At 52.5% G+C, this 20462-nt stretch carries 14 protein-coding genes; all 14 read left to right on the forward strand.

What is annotated here, in order from left to right; all coding sequences use genetic code 11:
* The first annotated feature begins 91 nt into the window (after positions 1-91).
* Positions 92-1462 carry an ABC transporter substrate-binding protein gene (locus ACFPQ4_RS13765; protein WP_378112436.1) on the forward strand — a complete coding sequence of 457 codons (1371 nt, stop codon included), beginning with the start codon at positions 92-94 and terminating at the stop codon, positions 1460-1462.
* Positions 1463-1482: 20 nt separating this feature from the next.
* Complete coding sequence (locus tag ACFPQ4_RS13770; protein ID WP_378112437.1) at positions 1483-2601, forward strand: ABC transporter ATP-binding protein; 1119 nt, start codon at positions 1483-1485, stop codon at positions 2599-2601.
* Positions 2602-2613: 12 nt separating this feature from the next.
* Positions 2614-5643, forward strand: coding sequence for an extracellular solute-binding protein (locus ACFPQ4_RS13775; RefSeq protein WP_378112438.1), 3030 nt, complete (start codon positions 2614-2616; stop codon positions 5641-5643).
* Positions 5624-6550, forward strand: coding sequence for a carbohydrate ABC transporter permease (locus ACFPQ4_RS13780; protein WP_378112439.1), 927 nt, complete (start codon positions 5624-5626; stop codon positions 6548-6550). Before ACFPQ4_RS13775 ends, ACFPQ4_RS13780 begins: the two co-directional genes overlap by 20 nt.
* Positions 6540-7442 (forward strand): carbohydrate ABC transporter permease, encoded by a 903-nt coding sequence (locus ACFPQ4_RS13785; RefSeq protein ID WP_378112474.1) that lies wholly within the window; start codon positions 6540-6542, stop codon positions 7440-7442. The genes ACFPQ4_RS13780 and ACFPQ4_RS13785 overlap by 11 nt, the downstream gene beginning before the upstream one ends.
* Before the next feature lie 8 nt (positions 7443-7450).
* The gene (locus ACFPQ4_RS13790) at positions 7451-9550 is read left to right on the forward strand and encodes a YIP1 family protein (protein WP_378112440.1); all 2100 of its coding nucleotides are present in this window, start codon (positions 7451-7453) and stop codon (positions 9548-9550) included.
* Positions 9547-11940 (forward strand): DUF5696 domain-containing protein, encoded by a 2394-nt coding sequence (locus ACFPQ4_RS13795; protein WP_378112441.1) that lies wholly within the window; start codon positions 9547-9549, stop codon positions 11938-11940. The genes ACFPQ4_RS13790 and ACFPQ4_RS13795 overlap by 4 nt, the downstream gene beginning before the upstream one ends.
* Positions 11937-12797, forward strand: a complete 861-nt coding sequence (locus ACFPQ4_RS13800; protein ID WP_378112442.1) for a carbohydrate ABC transporter permease — start codon at positions 11937-11939, stop codon at positions 12795-12797. The genes ACFPQ4_RS13795 and ACFPQ4_RS13800 overlap by 4 nt, the downstream gene beginning before the upstream one ends.
* A gap of 21 nt (positions 12798-12818) precedes the next feature.
* On the forward strand, positions 12819-13736 hold the full coding sequence (locus ACFPQ4_RS13805; RefSeq protein WP_378112443.1) for a carbohydrate ABC transporter permease: 918 nt from the start codon (positions 12819-12821) through the stop codon (positions 13734-13736).
* On the forward strand, positions 13733-14500 hold the full coding sequence (locus tag ACFPQ4_RS13810; RefSeq protein WP_378112444.1) for a hypothetical protein: 768 nt from the start codon (positions 13733-13735) through the stop codon (positions 14498-14500). Before ACFPQ4_RS13805 ends, ACFPQ4_RS13810 begins: the two co-directional genes overlap by 4 nt.
* A gap of 207 nt (positions 14501-14707) precedes the next feature.
* Positions 14708-15319: a CBM35 domain-containing protein gene (locus ACFPQ4_RS13815; RefSeq protein ID WP_378112445.1), complete on the forward strand. Its 612-nt coding sequence runs from the start codon at positions 14708-14710 to the stop codon at positions 15317-15319.
* A 126-nt stretch (positions 15320-15445) separates the two neighbouring features.
* Positions 15446-17269 (forward strand): sensor histidine kinase, encoded by a 1824-nt coding sequence (locus tag ACFPQ4_RS13820; RefSeq protein WP_378112446.1) that lies wholly within the window; start codon positions 15446-15448, stop codon positions 17267-17269.
* Positions 17266-18552: an extracellular solute-binding protein gene (locus tag ACFPQ4_RS13825; protein WP_378112447.1), complete on the forward strand. Its 1287-nt coding sequence runs from the start codon at positions 17266-17268 to the stop codon at positions 18550-18552. Before ACFPQ4_RS13820 ends, ACFPQ4_RS13825 begins: the two co-directional genes overlap by 4 nt.
* 25 nt (positions 18553-18577) lie before the next feature.
* Complete coding sequence (locus ACFPQ4_RS13830) at positions 18578-20449, forward strand: glycoside hydrolase family 66 protein (protein WP_378112448.1); 1872 nt, start codon at positions 18578-18580, stop codon at positions 20447-20449.
* Positions 20450-20462 lie beyond the last annotated feature (13 nt).

Consider the following 20462-nt stretch of genomic DNA (forward strand, 5'->3'; position numbering starts at 1 on the left):
TACGATACCAAAACAGAACGTAGGTTATCTGAATGTTTAGCGCTTTCAAGTAAACTACAACTGAATCTAACTTCATACGGAGGTCGATGGAATGCCATTCAAGAGAGTGTCGATTGTTATGCTCGCTATGGTCATGATCTATTCGCTGGTTGCTTGTTCGGGGTCGAATTCCGACGGGAAGGAAAGCGCGGCGCCGACCGAGTCGACGGCGGAGAACACGGAGACGGCTACGGAGAGCGCGCCACCGGAGACGGAAGCCGAGCCTGAACCGATCACATTGAAAATAAACTTGGATTGGAACGACGAGGATTTCGAACGGGTATGGAAAAAGCCGGTGGAGGACAAATTCCCCTACATCACGTTGGAAAAAATTCCGGCATCGGAGACGAACATCGAGGAGCAAGTCGCGCAAGGGAACATTCCCGATATTATTCAAGCCCAGAACCATGAGCACGTCAGCTTCCTCGAACAGAGAGGGTTGACGATGGACATGACGGAGCTGATGAACAAGTATCAATTCGATATCAATCGGCTTCAACCGGGGTTGATCGCGAGAGCCAAAAACTTCGGCAAAGGGACGATTCCGACGCTCCCCTTCGAACGCGGCGTGCATGCGATGTACTACAACAAAGACATTTTCGATAAATTCGCCGTGGATTATCCTACGGACGATATGACGTGGAGCCAGGTCATCGAGCTTAGCAAGCAAGTTACGGGCACGATCGGCGACATCCAATACCGCGGACTGGATTTGGACGTGCCGAATATGGCCTTCAGCCAGTTGAATACGAACTATGCGGATCCCGAGACGGGCGAGCCGCTCTATACGAAGGAGCCGGCGTTCGTCAAGTATTACGACATGCTTCATGAAGTATGGTCCATTCCCGGCAACTTGTACGGGGAAGATCCGGGCGCGTTAATTCAAAGCTTCGGCGGCAAATTCATCGTGGACCAGAACGTCGCGATGCTGCCGATCTGGAATATTACTTCCGCGCTGGCGACCGCCGAAGAACAGACGGGCATGCAATGGGATATGGTTACCTATCCGGTATGGGACGATCTGATCGGCGTAGATCCGATGGCGCAAGGTCCGGTCATCGGCGTAAGCGCGGCGACCAAATATCCGGACGACGCCTTCAAGGTGATCGCTTACATTCTATCCGACGAATATCAGGCCATGCGATCGAGAGAAGGCAAGCCTTCCGTGCTCGTGAGCGAAGAGGTCAACAGTCAGTTCGCGGCGGATATCCCGGCGCTCGCCGATAAGAACCTGGCGGCATTTTTCAAGCATTCACCGGCCCCGGGTCCGCAATCTTACCATGAATTCGAGCACATCGTCGAGAATACGTCGTGGAACATGATGAAGGATTTCGCAAGAATGAAAGCGGATACGAACACGCATCTTCGTAACGTTCAAGAAGCCGCCGAAGAGCGCGTGGAGAACGAGAGACAGATGAAATAGAAGCAGACGGAGGCGTGAATATGGCGAGCATTTCGTTCCGGCACGTATACAAGAGATACGGGAAAAATAACGAAATAGCGGTCAGCGACTTCAACTTGAACATCGCGGACAAGGAATTCATCGTGCTCGTCGGCCCCTCCGGCTGCGGAAAGTCCACCTCGCTGCGCATGCTCGCGGGATTGGAGGCGATCAGCGAGGGGGAGGTCTATATCGGGGATACGTTGGTGAACGACTATCCGCCCAGAGACCGTAACATATCGATGGTGTTCCAGAACTATGCGTTGTATCCGAACATGACGGTGTACGAGAATATCGCGTTCGGATTAAGGCTGAGGAAAGTCGCGAAGCACGAAATCGATCTCAGCGTGAAGCGGGCGGCGCGCACGCTGGAGATCGAGGGCTACTTGAATCGCAAGCCCAAAGAGCTTTCCGGCGGTCAAAGGCAACGGGTGGCGCTCGGGCGGGCGATCGTCAGAATACCGGAAGTGTTCATCATGGATGAGCCGCTGTCGAACTTGGACGCCAAGCTGCGTGTGCAGATGCGAGCGGAGATTATCGCGCTGCACCGCAAAATCGGCGTAACGACCTTGTACGTGACCCATGACCAGATCGAAGCGATGACGATGGGGGATCGAATCGTCGTGATGAATAAGGGGGTTATCCAACAGGTGGATACCCCCGAGAACGTATACTATCGTCCGGCGAATCTATTCGTTGCGGGCTTCATCGGTTCCCCGCCGATGAATTTCATCGAAGGCACGGTAGAAGATAATGGCCGATTGGAATTCAGGTCCCGACGGTACATTGTTCCTATCGTAGGAGAAGCCGCCCATTCCTTGCGGCAGTCAGGGAAGGTCGACAAGACGGTCGTGCTTGGCATCAGACCCGAGCACATTCGCTTGGTTGCCTCTGATAGTTCCCTAGACGACCGGTACAACATGGAGGGACTATTGGAATATAGCGAATTCATCGGCTCGGATCGCTATTGTTACATGAACATGCACATGGACAGACGCATATCCGTCCGCGTAGACCCTACCCATGCGTTCGCGAACGGAGATAAGCTGTCGATGGTTTTCAATATGGAGAAGGCATTATTCTTCGCCCACGGCAGCGGTGAACTGATCAATAGAGGTTAAGGGGGGAGTAGCGTGGACCGTGGGTTCTCTATCATACGATTGCCCTATCTATACAAGGGGTTCCTGTTATGGCTGGCCATAACGTTAAGTCTGCCTGGTTCGATCAACCCTCTCTTATCCGCTGACGGGATCGAGGAGCCTGCCGTCGCGATGGAAGAGATCGTATTCGATAGCCAAGCCGAGCCCTACTACTATCAAGCATTGGATGAATGGAGAGCATCGGGTCTGCAGGATGCCGACTCCGATTTCGTCGTTAACGCCGATAGATATACGCAGCTCTCCGACGATGCAGAGGCGCGAATCGGTTCGTTCCAAGGCGAGGACCGCGCGTTAATCTGGTCCAATCAGCGAGGCTACGTGGAATACGAGGTGGTTGCTCCTAAGGCGGGTTTATACGCGATGGAACTGACCTATTACCCGCTCACGGGCGATAACCAGGCTAGCCTCGGTCCGGTGACGTTCAGCGTGGAGATGAATCGGGAGACGCCGTTCCGAGAGGCGAGAAGCCTGGAATTCGAAAGGGAATTCAAGGACCTGTGGCCGCTAACGCAAGATGATAACGGAGACGATATGCGCCCCCGCACGGAAGAGATCGGAAGCTGGCGAACCAAAGCCGTACGAGATTCGGAGGGGGCTTACCCGCAGCCTCTCTATTGGCATTTGCAAGAAGGGATCAATACGATCAAGCTTACGCATTTGCGCGAACCGGTAGCGCTACTCGCTTTGCGCTTCACTGCGCCCGAGCCCCTGCCGACCTATAAGGACGTAGCGATCGGTTATCCGGGCACGGCGGACAATGAAGGCGATATCGTAATCATCGAAGCGGAACAGCTGACGACGAAGAACGCGACCTCGATCCAGGTGCGCAATGATCGCGATGCCGGAACGACCCCGGCCTCTTCCAAGGACAGGAAGTACAATACGGTCGGCGGATGGCGGTGGTTCAAGGGCGGCGAGTCCGTTACGTGGACGTTCACCGCGCCGAAGACGGGCCGATACAAGATCGGCATGCGCGTGAAGCAGAACTTCAGAAGAAATTTATCGGTATTCCGTACGCTCTATATCGACGGCGCGATTCCTTTCGAGGAAGCGTCGGTCTATCCTTTTCCGTATCACGGGGGTTGGACCGGAGAAGTACTGGGAGACGAGAATCAGGACTATGAATTTTATCTTGAAGAAGGACGGCATACGTTGACCTTGACCGCATCCAATGCGCCGTTCAGGAAAGTATTCAGCCAGCTCGATATCGTATCCTCCGAATTAAGGGGAATCGAGGTCGATCTCAAGGCGGCAACAGGCGGTCAAGGAGACGAATACCGCGTGTGGAGCGTCGAGGAGGATATGCCGGATTTGCTCGGCCGCTTAGAGCGGACCCGGAATTTGCTCAAGCAGATGGCCGCGCAGGTGATCGCCATTAATGGCGCGAGGGAGAACGTATCTCAGACGCTCGAGTCCGCCGTAAGCGATCTGAATGCCTTAATCAAGAAACCGAACAAAATTCCTAATCGGCAGGCGCAATTCGTGTCCATGCGCGAGAGCATCGAGTCGTTGCGCAGCTTCTTGATCGATAGTCCGTTGCAGGTCGACAAGCTGTACCTCATTCCGGCAAGCGAGTCGGCTCCGGACATGACGGCGGGCTGGACCGAACGGCTATCGGCTTCCTTTCGCTCGTTCTACCATTCCTTCGATAGCGATAATAACTTGAAGCAAGAGGACGAAGAGACGCTGAACGTTTGGATGATGTGGGGTCGCGACTATGTGAACGAGCTGCAGCAATTGGCCGATGAAAGCTTCACCCCCGAATACGGGATGAAGGTGAAGATCAACCTGGTGCAGCAGCCGGAGCTGCTAATCCTGTCCAACTCCGCGGGAAGTATGCCCGACGTGGCGCTAGGCGTGCCCGGGGATATGCCCTACGATCTTGCCCTGCGGGGTGCGGCGAGAAATTTATCGGATATGCAAGGCGCGGATGCGCTCTTCTCTTCCTATAGTCCCGGGTTTCTATTGCCGTTCTACCACGAAGGCGGCTATTACGCCATACCGGAAACCGTGCAATTCAAAGTTCTATTCTACCGCAAAGATATTATGAAGCAGTTGGGCTTGCAAATTCCCGATACGTGGGATGACGTGTATGCGCTGCTGCCCACCTTGCTGCAGAACGATTACAACTTCTATATCGAGCCCAAGGACTTCTCGACGATCTTCAATCAGAACGGCGTTCAACTATATGAACGGGACGGCTTGAAGTCCGGCTTGGATCGCCCCGAGGCTTACGCCGCGTTCGAGAAGTGGACCGATCTCTATAACGTGTACGGCTTGGAGAAGTCCGTGCAGAGCTTCTACAACCAATTCAGGAAAGGCTATATGCCGCTCGGCATCGCGGACTTCAATCAATTTCTGCAGTTAACGGTAGCCGCTCCCGAGCTAAGAGACTTGTGGGGCATCGCACCCGTTCCCGGAACGGCGAGGGAAGACGGGACGGTCGCAAGGTGGTCGGGAGGCATCTCCGACGCCGTTCCGGGACATGTACAAAGCAAGTCTGCGGGATCGAGCATGTCCGCGGCCATGATGTTCAGCCATTCGGATCCGGACAAGGAAGAGATGGCATGGAAGTTCCTGCAATGGTATACGTCCTCCAAGGTACAGACGGAATTCGGACTTCATCTAGAGCAGTTCTACGGAGAGCAATTCAGATGGAATTCCGCCAATGCTCAAGCATTCGCGAACATGCCTTGGAAGCCGGAAGAATTGCAAGTGCTGCTGGAGCAATGGCGATGGTACAAGGATCTGCCGGTCGTTCCGGGCGGTTATATGACGGCGCGGGAATTGAACTTCGCATGGATTCGCACGGTCATCGACGGCGTCAACCCGAGAACGTCCATGGAACAAGCGATCCAGGAAATCAATCGCGAGTTGCTTCGCAAGCAGCAGGAATTCGATATGGTCGATCGGCGAGGCAACGTGTTGAAGACGTTGAATTTGCCGGAAGTTAACGACCCATGGACAGGGGTTGATCGCTATATTGAAGAGCTGGTTCGCTGACGTTTGGAAGTGGCGAATTTCGTATTTGTTCATTGCGCCGTTCTTGATCGCATTCATCGTCTTCACGATAATCCCCGTTGCGATGGCGGTCGGACTTAGCTTTACGTATTTCAATGCGATCGAGTTTCCGACCTTCGCCGGTTGGATGAATTATCAAAGCTTGTTCTCTCAGGATTTGGTGTTCCTGCGCGACGTTCTTCCCAATACGTTCAAGTTCGCCCTGTTCGTCGGACCCGTCAGCTATATGCTGGCCTTCTTGCTCGCTTGGCTGATCTCGCAGCTTCCTCGGACGATCAGAACGGTATACGCATTGGCAATTTATACCCCATCGTTGACGATGGGGGCCGCGATGGTTATCATCTGGCAAGTCATGTTCACCGGCGATCGAACGGGGTACATTAACGCGATGCTGCTTCGCTGGAATATCGTCGACAGTCCCATCCTGTTCGTGACGGATAAGGACTACTTATTGAACGTCATGATTACGGTATCGATCTGGTCCGGCATGGGCGTAGGCTTCCTAGCGCTATTGGCAGGTATATTGAATATCGATAGAACGTTGTACGAGGCAGCCAGAATCGATGGCATGAAGAGCCGCTTGCAAGAGATTATGTACATTACGATTCCGATGATGAAGCCTCAGATGCTGTTCGCCGCGGTTATGTCCCTCTCGCAGACGTTGAAGGCCGGGGATATCGGCGTCCAATTATCGGGTCAGAATCCGACCCCGGGATATGCCGGTCAGCTCATCCTGAACCATGTGCAGGACTATGGATTCATCCGCTATGAGTTAGGCTATGCGTCGGCGGTGTCCGTCATCATGCTACTAATGATGCTGCTCATTACGAAGCTATGCTGGAGCTTGCTTGGGACGAAGGAGGATGGGCGTGATACGGATCGTGAATAGCAAGGCCGTGTATCTGTATGCAAGGAGAACGTTCTCCCTCAGAACCCTAAGAAGAGCGGATCCGTTCTTGATCGTTCTGTTGTTGTTCTTGACTCTTCTTGCCGTCATCATGCTCCTGCCGATCATCTACTTATTCAATCACGCGCTTAAACCTTTTCATGAGCTGTTCTTGTTCCCGCCGAACCTGATCGCGAGAAATCCGACGCTGCAAAATTTCGTCGAGCTTTTTACGATTTCGGAGGATGCCTATATTCCCGTTAGCCGGTACGTCTTCAATTCCATTATCGTAACCATGCTGGCAACGGGAGGCATGATCACAACGAGCGCCTTATGCGCCTATCCGCTATCCAAGCATAAATTTCCGGGTAGAACCGTGCTCTTCTCCGTTATCGTAGTATCCTTGCTCTTCGTCGCGGAGGTGCTCACGATACCTCGTTACGTAGTCGTCTCCAATCTAGGCATCATGAACAGCTACTGGGGCCATCTATTGCCGATCGTCTCTCTTCCCGTCGGCGTATTCCTGTTGAAGCAGTTCGTCGATCAGGTTCCGGCAGAAATAATGGACGCCGCGAAGATCGACGGCGCTAGCGAATTCGGGATATTCGCGAGGGTTGTCCTACCGATCGTCTCTCCCGCGCTCGCCACCGTCGGAATTTTAGCGTTCCAGCTCGCGTGGAATAACGTGGAGACGTCCAGCTTGTTTATGCAGGATGAGGCGATGAAGACTTTGGCTTTTTATATGACTTCGTTGACCTCCAACCTTAGCAATTCCGTTGCCAGACAAGGAGCCGCCGCCGCAGGGGGACTGATCTTGTTCGTGCCTCAGCTCGTCGTGTTCCTGATCTTCCAACATAAGGTCATCGCGACGATGGCTCATTCGGGTATTAAATGATGGCGGCGATGAGGGTTGGTATTCTGTTCGTCGTCATGTTGTTCGTCAGCTTGTGCATGGCTTGCGGCGTATTCGCGAACGTTCCGTATGAAACGTTCAGCAGAGATCATTACAATCGTTCCATCCACACGCAGCCTTTTTATACGCCCGTGGCCGTTTTGGGCGGCGCGCTCTTCATACCGTCCAAAGGCCGAGATGGCGGGACAGGGACCCAGACCCTGTTGTCCCCCTTCAAACAGCCGCAAGATATGTTCATCGACCATAACGATGGGATCTACGTGCTGGACTCGGGCAATAATCGGGTCGTCCGTCTGGACGCGGCGGGCAATTTGATCCGGGTGATCGAAGTCGCGGAGAGCCCGCTGAACAACCCGCAGGGCATTTTCGTGCAAGAGGATGGACTGATCTACATCGCGGATACGGGTAACGGAAGAGTCGTTAAGATTAATGAAGAGGGCCGAATAGTACAAGAATTCGCCCGGCCCGACAGCAAATTTCTATCCGAATCGTTCCAGTATGTTCCGACGAAGGTGACCGTGGACCGTCGCGGATTTCTATATATCGTCAACAAGGGGAGCTACCACGGATTAATGCAGTTAGATTCGAAGGGGCAGTTCCATGGGTTTTTCGCGAATAACAAAACCCAGGCCTCGTGGATGGACATCGTGAAGCGCATGCTGTATTCCGAGCAACAATTAAGCAGGAAGGCCCGGCTATTGCCGAATCCGATCACGAACGTGGACATGGACGATACGGGGTACATCTACACGACCACCCTGGGCGTACAATCGGAGCAAATCAAGAAGTTCAATATTAGCGGGGATAACCGGTTGAGCGGATTAAGCTTCGGAGAGATTACCGCGACCGAGGAATATCCGTCCGCGGACCTTGTCGACGTGGACGTGGATATCTACGGGAATATGACGACGATAGACCGCAAGTATAACAGGGTCAGCCAATATGACAAATTGGGCAACCTGCTCTTCTATTGGACGGGATCGGGGCAAGGCGGGAGCACGAGACTAGGCGTCATCGATCAAGCTTCTGCGATCGGGACCAACTCGAAGAACGAGCTGTTCATTATGGATGCCTCCCAAAATCTCATTCATAAATTCGAACCGACGGCATTCGGGAATCTGGTGCACGAAGCGATTCGTCTCACGCAGAGAGGTCAATACGCGGAGAGCGAGAGCTATTGGCGCGAAATCGTACGCTTGAATGCCAACTTTTCTCCTGCATACTACGGTTTAGGCTTAGCTGCCTATCATGATGGGCAATACGAGCTTGCGATGGACGACTTTAAGCTCTCGGGCCATGCGAGGGGGTATTCGGACGCCTTCTGGCAAGTTCGGCTGCATTGGTTTCAACGGCACTTCGCAACGTTCGCCAATGCGCTGATCATACTGCTGGTCGCCTCATGGGCAGCCAAGAAATTCGGCCTTCTTGCCAAGGCTGGGCCAATGGCGAGAAGACTGTATCCGCGCAAGGTCAAGCTGATCGAACAGTTGAGATTCGCCTTCTCTATTCTCAAACATCCCATAGATGGATTTGCCGATCTGCGATATGCCAACAAGGGTGGATATGCGAGCGCTTGCCTGCTGCTGTTCGGCGTCGTAGTCTCCCTCATGCTGAAGTCGGTATATACGGGGTTCTCCTTCCAGGCCGTCCCCGAGGGAAGCGTGAGTAGCAGCACGATCGTCATTCAATTCGCGGCCGTATTCTGTTCCTGGGTCGTGTGCCATTACTTAATCAGTTCGATTTACTTAGGCGAAGGGCGATTCAAGGATGTTTTCGTCGGCAGCGCCTATTCTTTGTTCCCGGTTATTCTGCTAGTCGTTCCGATTACCGCGATATCCAATCTAATGACGCTATCGGAAGCTTCGATATACGCGTTCATGAATGGACTCGTCGTCATCTGGTGCGGATTGTTGTTCTTCTGGCAGGTTCAAGCGCTGCAGAACTATAGCGTCAAGGAAACGATCATTAATCTAACGCTCACGATCATCTCCATCGTACTCCTGTGGGTATTGATCTTCATCCTATTCGGGCTTAGCTCTGAATTCATCAGATTCCTGAATGCGGTATACAAGGAGGTGTCGATCCGATGACGTACTTGCGCAAGTATAGGCGTATCGGCGTGAAAGCCGCCGTCATCGCGTTGATCCTCCTGATCGTCTATACGCAGGGTGATGCGCTCACCCCCGATGATCATGCGCTGAAGGCGCTGACGATGGAGAATACGGTGCTGGAGAAGTCGGTCAAATCCAAGGTCAGTTCGTTGCCGGGAGACGAACAATTCGAGATCGCCGCGGAATCGTCCCTCTTGCAACTGAAGGTGGACCGTTCGACGGGCCATTTTATCGTGTTAGATAAACGAAGCGGGCAGCTGTTCCGGTCCTATCCGGATCCCGAGCATTGGCAATCGGAGACCATTAAGGGGATATGGCGCCAACACCTGATGTCTCCCGTGATGTACAGCTACGTCCAGCTGGACATCAGAAAAGATCTGGAGAAGGAAAGCGACTTTATTGCCGATAGCGGGAGGATCAAGGACTTCAAGCTTATCGAGAACGGCTTCCGGCTTACGTTCGACATACCGGAGAGGGGCTTCGAAATTCCGGTCCAAGTCGTCATCGAGCACGATTACGTAGCGACGACGATCGTAGACGATCATCTCGTGGAGCGCAAAGTGAATCTCGCGGGGATTAAGAACGAGTCGCTGAAGCAATCGCTGATCGCTGGAGACAGCGTGGACATAGCGGCGATCGAAGACGAGAAACTGAAGGATTCGGTTACGAAAGCCGTACGCATGATTAGCAGTCTGGTATCCATCCGGCTGTATCCATTTTTAGGCGCGGAGCAATCCGTCGGCCAAGACGGTTATCTGATGATTCCGGATGGACCGGGCGCGCTTATTCGGTTCAATCCGAATCGGGGGAACGTGAAGGATTATTACGATGAGAGAATATACGGCGAGGATATGGCATTCAGCTACAATAAGCAGTTGTCGCAACGAGCCGCTATTACGGCACCCGTATTCGGCATTAAGTCCGGGGACAAGGCGTTTCTAGCCCAAGTCATAGAAGGAGAGGCGTACGCGAGAATCTTGGCCGCTCCTTCCGGCAGCTTAAGCGCGTACAACTGGGCAACGGTCGCGCAGCTCTATCGTTCCTCCTTCTATCAACCGACGAGCACGGATCGCGAGGAAGGATTCACGACCTTCACAGAAGACAGGTTTCGCTACGATCGTGTAACCCGTTATTACTTGTTGGACCCGGAGCATGCGGATTATTCCGGGATGGCCGAACGCTATAGAACGTATTGGATCGAAGAGGGGGGCATGGAGAGGCTGCAAGATCTACCGGACAATATTCCGATGCAGATCAGCTTGCTTGGCGGAGGTCCGGAGAAGGGGTTCCTGCGGGAAAATTATGTCCCCGCTACGACAACGGAGCAAGCCAAACGCGTCATTGACGAATTAGTAACCGCAGGGATCAAGAATATGTCCGTCAATTATATCGGATGGGAAGCGGGAGGGTACGGCAAGTATGGGCGGTCGTTCCCCGTTGCAGGAGAGCTTGGCGGGAATATAGGGATGGCTAGCTTCATTGCTCACGCTCATTCCCGGGGGATATCCGTATATTTGGAATCGGAATCGTACGCCTTCAATAATACGGGCAAAGGCGGGTTCGACCGACGGCGCGACGGCCTCAGAGATCTTGCCGGCTCAATCATAGCTGTTAATGTTCCCGGCGGCGAGGCAACACTCGTTAGCAGTCGATTCATCGAGGGGCGCGTTCGCTCCGACATGGAAATGTTTAAAGCGTTAGGTGCGGATGGGCTTGCGTTCGATAACGATAACGGTCGGCTCTTGAATAGCGACTTCAATAAGAAACACGCCGCGGATCGGGAAGAAGCGAAGCAAATTCAGCAGGCTACGATACAATACGCCGGACAGAACCTCGGTCATGCCAAAGCTCGCCAAGCGAATCTATATGCGTTGCCCTTCGTGGACCATCTCAGCGATATTGCGCAGAACTACTCCTACGACCTGTTCGTCGACGAGACGATCCCGTTCATCCCGATGACGCTGCATGGCTTAGTCTCCTACTCCGGCGAATACGCGAATCTTAGCGATGATGATACGACTTCGTTTTTACGGGGGATGGAGTATGGGATGCTGCCGTCCTTCGTGCTGTCCTACGCCAAGTCCCAGGCGCTACTGAACACGATCGGGTTGAATGGATTCTATAGTACGAACTACCAAGATTGGCGGCAGGAGATGGTTGCTCAGTACGAGCAATTCAACGAAGCGTTATCCGATGTGCAGAACGAATGGATCGTAAGGCACCGCACGCTGGCCGAAGGGGTTAAGGAAACGACTTATTCGAACGGTAAGCGGATTATCGTCAATTACAATAATGAGCCCTACAGCATGGATCGCATGACCGTCCAAGGCGTCAGCTACTTGGTCATTGAAGGAGGGAGACTTCCATGAAGCGGAGAAGGCTAAGCAGGCATACGTTGAGCAACCTGGAGGGTATGCTGTTCATCGCGCCTTGGATAATCGGCTTCATGATGTTCCTAGCGTTCCCGTTAGCGTATTCCCTCTATATGAGCTTTCACAACGTGAGAATATTGCCGACTGGACCGCAAATCACCTATAAGGGCTGGGGCTATTACAATGAAATCCTCTTCTCCGGCTCCGCTCTGTACGATGAGTTGATTCCCTTCATGCAGGAAGCTTTAATCATGATCCCGATTATACTCGTCTTCTCGTTCCTGATCGCCATTCTATTGAATCAGAAGTTTCATGGCAGATTTTTTTTCAGAGCCGTATTTTTTTTGCCGGTCATCTTCTCCACGGGCTATGTCGTTACCGAGTTCGTGAATCAGGGGCAAGGAAGCTTGGGTTTTCTGGAGAGATATCATTTTGACGCTTACCTGCAATCGTATTTGGGCGATAACGTATGGACGAGATCCATGATGGAAGTGCTAAGCCGGTTCGTGCTCATCTTATGGTACTCGGGGGTACAGATTATTATATTCCTGGCCGGTCGGCAGACGTTGGCTAGCTCCCTCTACGAATCCGCGCGGATTGATGGCGCGTCGCCTTGGGCGATATTCTGGAAGATCACGTTGCCGGCGATGGTTCCTTTCATTATGTTGAACCTGATTTATACCGTCGTCGATATGTTCACTTTTCCGTTCAATCCGATCATCAAGCTCATCGGCGTAGGAAATTACGGATATAATAGCGCGCTGGCTTGGATCTATTTCAGCATCATTATCGTCTTCCTGCTTCTGTTATTGTTCGTTTTCCGACGGATAACGAGGAACACCTATCGAGCTTAACGTGGAAAAGAGGGATGTCCGGTGCGGGGATGGAGAAGGTTTCGCTATTTTATCGTCGGCAGAGAGTATGATCAGGGCATCGTGTTCAAATGTTTTCTCTATCTGATATTCATCTGTACTGCCTATATTTATCTCAATCCGATATTTTACATGTTATCTACCCTCTTCAAGGGCTACAATGATCTGCTCGATCCGACGGTGACCTGGATTCCCACGGAGTTGTTCCTCGGCCATCTGGAGTACGCATGGGACGCTTTGCATTATAGCCGATCGTTCATGATCAGCCTGGGCGTCTCGGGTCTATCTGCCGTCTTTCATTGCTTCTCCTGCGCAGTGGCTGGCTATGCGTTCGCAAGATTGCAATTTCCGATGAAAAAATTATGGTTCGCGTGTTTGATCTTGTCCTTCATCATGCCGGCGCAGGTCATTATTCTCCCGACGATATTAGCCTTCAACGAGTTAGGGTTCTCGAATTCCATCGTTACGTTGATTATCCCTTCCCTATTCGGACACGGCGTTCGAGGCGCGTTGTTCGTTATCATCTTCCGCCAGTTCTTCATGACCCAGCCGAAGGAGCTGGAGGAGGCGGCCAGAATGGATGGAGCGAATGCCGTTCGCATTTTCCTGAAGGTCGTGTATCCGTTAGCGAAGCCGGCCATCCTCGTCGTCTTCTTGTTCACGTTCGTCTGGACCTGGAACGACATCTATTACCCGACGATGTTCTTAACCGGCGCGGAGGTTGTTCCATTATCCGCCCAGATGTCCAGACTCGACATGGCCATTCAAAGCTTGATGCAGAAGGGGACGGCGCCCGCGATCTACTTCGAGCCGATCAAGATGGGCGCAAGCTTCCTCGTGATTATGCCGCCGTTAGTGCTCTATACGTTCGCGCAGCGATGGTTCATCGAGAGCGTGGAAAGAACGGGGATCGTGGAATGAGAAGCGCGTGGAGGCATCTGCATCGCCATTATTGGATGTTGATCATCCCCATCGTCGTCGATGCGGGTGCGCTTATGATCGGATTGACGATGATCGGATTCGATGGCCATCCGCAAGCCTCGTTTCAGATTCTATTGGACGTCGGCTTGCCCTCCGTCAGCCATGTATTGAATACTTCGTTAATGGCGAATTCGATGCCGTTCTTGCATTCGCCGCTCGGGATATCCGGAGCCGTAGGCGGGATATTCCTCGCCTATTCCGTCATCGATGCTTTCTCCAAGGGCGGATATATCGGGCTCATGTATAAAGCATCGCGGAACCAGGCCATACGATTCAATGATTTCCTAGCCTACGGTCGCAAGTATGCGATGAAGTTCATCCTATGGACGCTGCTCGTGAATCTAGCGATTACGGCCGTCTCGGTGCTCCTCATGTCGTTGTTCGGGGTGCTCTCTTACTTCTTAGCGCTTCTCGTCTTCTTTCTATTGCGAGTCGTCTTCATCTATGCGGAGCTCGTTATCGTCATTGACCAAGTCAAGTTCGGCGAAGCCTTCTCGTTAAGCAGGGCCTACTTGAAGCAATCCGCGCCGTCGGTATATTTAGCGATCTTCATGATGTTCGTGCTGGCGGGCGGAGTCGGCTGGTTGGTTCATCGGTTCTGGACGCCGTATGCCGTTTTCCTCGGTATTCCCGTATATGCGTACCTTATTAGCCTCGTCTATATGGTGTTGATGGCGAAGCTGAACGAGGCCAAAAGTTATTAGATTCGCTCTTCCGCGCGCAACGATCGTTCCGGTATGTTATTTTCGCCTCCGGATCGTAATTTACGATACTAGAACGAATAGAGCCGACGAAGCCCTCGATAACTGCCGAATATTAGATACCAGAACAGGAATGTAAACGGTTAAATACGGTGGATTCGATCCTGTAGAATGTGGATGTAGTCATAATCCGCCTGGAGGGATCAAGCAATGAAAAAAACAGCATTTCTCGCTCTGCTGCTTATGGTGTTCGCATTGTCCACTGCTTCTATCGCATTCGCCGATGACATCTATGAAGCAGAGGATGCCAAGCTAGGCAATAGCGAAGTATGGATCGGGGACAGCGATTCGGCATCGGGGAAAAAGTACGTCGGTGGAATCGACCCTTCCGAGGGTAACGCGAGGAACGTTGAATTCACGGTTAATGTACCTGCCGACGGTACATACCAAGTCGAGCTGTCATACGCGAACGGCGGCGGCGATGCGAAGCTGGGTCTATTCGTCAACGGCTCGGAGACGGGTCAGGAGATCGTGACGCCGGCAAGCGCCGGCGGATGGGGCGCTTTCGGCGACTACATCGCAAAATTCGAAGTGGCTCTGACAAACGGAGCGAACACCTTGAAATTCGCGAATACGGACCAATATACGCAGATCGACTGGATCAAGATCATCAGCAACGATGCTGCGGAGCCGGCGGTAGAGCCTACGGCCGAGCCGAATCCGAAGACAGGTGATTCCGGTATTGCTCTATATGGCGTACTGGCGGTTATCGCAGGACTCACGTTGGCCGTAACATGGAAAAGAACGAAAGCCATTAAGTAACGACAATGATTCGTAAACCTAGCGAAGGGCGACCGCAAGGTCGCCTTTCTCCTATAAAAGGGTGCGATGTTAATGATATATTAATTGTACCAGCCTAATAAATTTCGATTGAGCGGTGTATGGGGCATGAGAAATGTGTTCAGTCGGTTATTTTTGCGACATTTGTCCACCAAGCTGATCATGACGATCCTGTTGCTGCTAGTCTTCTCGATTTCGTTAACGAGCTCGTTCTATTACAGTTCTTCATCCGCTGTCATCGCGAAAAATGTAAGGGCTTCCACCAAACAATCGGCGCAGCAATCGGCCGACTATTTGTCGTTAATCCTAACCGTCGGTAGCGATATCGGGCAGCAGATCTTCCGCGATTCCCGCATACAGGAAGTCATTCGGGAGGAACGACTTGGCAATCTGTCTATCGAGCAGAAGTATGAAATGCACGAAACCGTCAATGGAATCATTAATAATGTCATGTACACTAGCTCGTTCGTAAAAAGCATCTATCTTTTGAAAGAACAAGGCAGCAGCTGGGGCAGCGGACCGTTGAACTTCTCGAAGGTCAAGCGCTATACCTTAAGAGAGCATCAGTGGTATTTGGATGTGATCAACAATAAGAAGGATGATCTATGGCAGCCGTTGCACGACGACCCGTTCCGAGGCGGAGGGGAGAACTCGGAGCTTGTCATGAGCTTAGTTAAGCCGTTCCGGGATCTTGAGTCGGGCGAGACGCTCGGCGTGATCATGATTAATTTGAACGGCAGCTTGATATTGGAAGCGATACAAAGAATTCAACTGGGCAAGACGGGCCGGTTCTTCGTCATCGATCCCGACGGGATCGTGATGATCGATGCTAATCCGGCCATGAGGGGTCAATCCATCGTGGATACCCCGCTGGGGAAGCGAGTGATGTCCGATCAAGCTTCCGACCTGTCCGAGTTCGAGATGGATATCGAGGGCACGAGCACGTATGTCGTAACGACGAAGCTCAAGAACGACTGGACGATCATAGGGACGGTTCCCGTCCATGAGATCGTCGGAGATATCCAGAAAATTCAATCTACCATATGGCTGTACGCCGTATTCTTCCTCCTGATCGCCTCGCTCATCGGGCTACTGTTCTCCAATCGGATCACTTCGCCTCTGAAGCATCTGATGAGGCAAATGAGTCTTATCGAGAAGAGTAACTTCCAAGCCCGTACGCAAGTGAAATCCGTGGACGAGATCGGACAATTGAGCCATCGGTTCAATAGAATGGCAGGTCAAATCGAGACATTGATCGAGGAAGTCCATACGGAACAATCGAAGAAGAGGGAAGCGGAGATTAGAGCGCTGCGTTATCAGATTAATCCGCACTTTCTGTACAATACGTTATCCAGCATTCGTTGGATGGTGAAGTTCAACAAGGCCGAGGAGGCATACGAAGGGATCGCCTCGCTCGTTAAGCTCATGGAAGCCAGCATGGGGAAGAAGGGCGTATTCAGCACCATCAAGGACGAGTTGGCTTTGCTGCAAACCTATATGACCATTCAGCGGTTCCGGTATGGATCATCCATCGGGTTACAGGTTCGCTGCGAGGATGAATTGCTGGAAGTGCTTATTCCGAGAATGCTGCTTCAGCCGATCGTGGAAAACGCGGTGTTCCATGGCATCGCCCCCAAGGAATCGGACGGAGAAGTACATATTCGCATTAGACGGCTAGAGGAAGCCTACGGCGTCATCGAGATCACGATCGAAGATGATGGACTCGGCATGAATCAGGATCAATTGGATCGGTTACTGCAATTTTCCTCCTCAGAACCGAAATCGGGCATGTTCGGCATCGGCTTGAATCACGTGCATGAGATGATTCAGCTCTATTACGGTACTCACAGCGGCATTCGTATTACGAGCACGCCGGGAGTCGGTACGATAGTTTGTCTGAGATTGGCCGATAAGAGGGGGAGTCAGTCATGAGGAAAATGATCGTATCGCCTATGGCCGTCGTACTGTTCCTGTTGTTTACGGGGTGTACGCGAACAACGTTATTGCCCGATGGAGAAGAAATTTCGTTATCGGAGTCGAAGCGCGATCATCGCGTCGAGCTCGAGTTCTGGCATACTTACAGCGATGCCGAGACGGAAGTGTTCGAGAACAAAGTGATTCCCTTGTTCGAGTCGCAGCATCCCGATATTAAGATCCATGCCGTGCGGAAGGACTACACGCAGCAGTTGAAGGACGATACGTTCGCAGCCGCCATAGATAACAAAAGCCCGGACGTCATGCGAATGGACATTATATGGGTTCCCGAATTCGCGAAGAAAGGAACGCTCGTCAACTTATTGGACATGAGCGGATTCGAGGATATTCGCAAGCAATTCATTGGGGATTTGCTTACGACGAACCTGTATCGCGGCAAGTATTACGGATTGCCCGTGAATGCCAATACGAAGGTCGCGATCTATAATAAGAAGCTATTGGCAAGAGCTGGTCTGGATGCGCCGCCGGCAACGTTCGACGAGCTTATCCAAGCGGTCGGGCGTTTACGGGAACAGGATCCCGAGCTATTCGGCATCGGAATCTGTTGCTCTAGCGGTTGGGGAACGCTGCCTTACTTCTGGACTTTCGGCGGCAAGCTCACGGACCCGAATTATACGAGGGCGAGCGGATATTTGGATCATCCCGACAGCATTGCGGCACTCGAAAAGATTCATAGGCTGTATAAGGAGCGAGTCATCAGCCCTTCCATTATCGGCAAGGAGCCGGGCAGTTGGGACGGTATTCTGCAAGGGCAACTGGTGATGATCGAGGAAGCTCACTGGTTCTATACCGTCAATGCGACCGGAGCGAACAAGGACTTACTGCAGGACGTCGAGATCGGGGTGTTCCCCGACGACGTCAACACGGGCACCTCCATCATCGGGGGCGAGAATCTCGTACTATTCAATGGCTCCGAGCATAAGGAGCAATCTTGGACGTTCATGCAATGGATGGTCACCGAGGAACCGCAGCGGATCATGGCGGAAACCGGATTAATTCCAACGATTAAGAATATGCGCGACACCGATCATAACGAGGTGTACGACACTTACTTGCGGCAGCTGGGACGCGCGCTGCCTCGTCCTCCCGTATCCACATGGACGGATATCGACAACGTGTACGCTCTAATGATCGAGTACATCTTGACGGAAGAGAAGCCATTGGAAGACGCGGTACATGATGCCGTCGCGGAGATCGATAACCTGCTGAGCATACAATGACCGGGATGACGCAAGGAGGGAAGAAGTGAATCGACGATATCGATTATTGGGCTTGAGCATCCTGGTCGTCATCGCGTTAGGCATAGCCGTGTTGGTTGTTCGCCATGAACAAGAAGGCGAGGGGATAGAAGTGGGTGTCGAAGAAAAGGTAACGATAAGTGGCGTAAGCGGAACGGATAACGGACAGTGGCTGGACGACGTGCATACGGATCTCTCCCGCTACGAACCGGGGCAGTCGGTGCGACTGACGGCCCGATTGACGAATCGTCAAGATCGGGCCGCGTCAGGCCAGCTCGTATTCAGCGCGTATCATCTATCCGAGCCCGTTGCCGAGCTGCGTTCGGCGCCGTTAACCTTAGCGGTGGGAGCTACCGAACAGGTTACGATAGAGTGGCTTCCGCCCTCTCTAGATTACAGGGGATATCTGATAGAAGCCAGATTCATTGTGGACGATGAAGTCAAAGATCATCGGAATACAGCAGTCGACGTCTCCTCCGATTGGGGTCGATTCCCCCGATATGGTTACCTGGTTAACTTCGGCGATCTCGACCGTGAGGCCATGAACGAGAACATTGAACGATTGAACGGCTATCATATTAACGGGCTGCAATTTTATGATTGGCAATACAAGCATCATCAACCGCTGCCTGACGATGCCGCGCCGGGAAGCGTATGGGACGATATCGCCAAGCGCGACGTGTATTTCGACACGGTGAAGGGTTACATCGACCTCGCGCATGAGCGCAATATGATGGCGATGAACTACAATCTGCTGTTCGGATCGTACCGGGATGCCGAGCAGGACGGGGTAAGCCCGTTGTGGGGGCTATATAAGGATGCCGAAGGCAAGGAACAGGACGGACATCCCTTGCCTTCGAGCTGGGCGACGAATCGCATACTATTATACAATCCGGTAGATGTCAGGTGGCAACAATACTTGTTCGAAGAAGAGAAGAAAGTGTTCGCCGCGCTGAAGTTCGACGGCTTCCATGTCGACCAACTGGGAGACCGCGGCACGCTATATGATGCGAACGGCAACGTCGTCAAGCTGTCCAAGACGTTCCTCCCGTTCCTGAACGCGGCGAAGGAACGGCTGGATACGCGACTGGTCATGAACGCGGTCAGTCAATTCGGTCAGGGCGAGATCGTCCAGGCGCCCGTCGATTTCCTCTACGCGGAGGTGTGGCCGAACGGCGGCTCGACCTACGAGCAATTAAAATCGGCGATCGATAGCGGAAGAAACTTATCGAAGGGAAGCAAAAATACGGTATTAGCCGCTTATATGAATTACGGTAAGGCGGATCGTCCGGGTGAATTTAACGCGCCGTCCGTTCTACTGGCCAACGCGGTTATTTTCGCCTCCGGCGGATCGCATATCGAGCTTGGGGATACGGGCATGCTGGGCAAGGAATACTTCCCTAACGATAATCTGAAGATGACGGAAGAGCTGGAACAATCGCTAATGGATTACTACCACTTCCTCGTGGCTTATGAGAATCTGCTTCGAGACGGCGTGACGGGAACGGATAACGGGGTAATCATCGATGGAACGAGAGCATTTGCCAAGCCGTTGCCGGGCTCCGTGTGGACGTTCTCTCGCAAGAAGCAAGGCTACGAGATCGTTCATCTCGTCAATCTAACCGGCAATACGAAGATTTTATGGCGCGATGATCTTGGTGAATACGTTAAACCTGATCCGCTCCTCGGCTCGAAGGTCAAATATTATACGGATATGAACGTCGGCAACGTGTACTGGGCGAGTCCGGATCTTAAGCACGGAACGAGCGGACAGCTGGCGTTTGAACGCGGTTCGGACGAACAAGGCGCATACGTTGCATTCACGGTGCCCGAGCTGCTGTATTGGGATATGGTCTATATGGAGGAAGCCGCCGAATAACGGAGAGGGGGCT

The sequence above is a fragment of the Cohnella yongneupensis genome, assembly GCF_042655785.1.
In the GTDB taxonomy this organism is placed as follows: domain Bacteria; phylum Bacillota; class Bacilli; order Paenibacillales; family Paenibacillaceae; genus Cohnella; species Cohnella yongneupensis.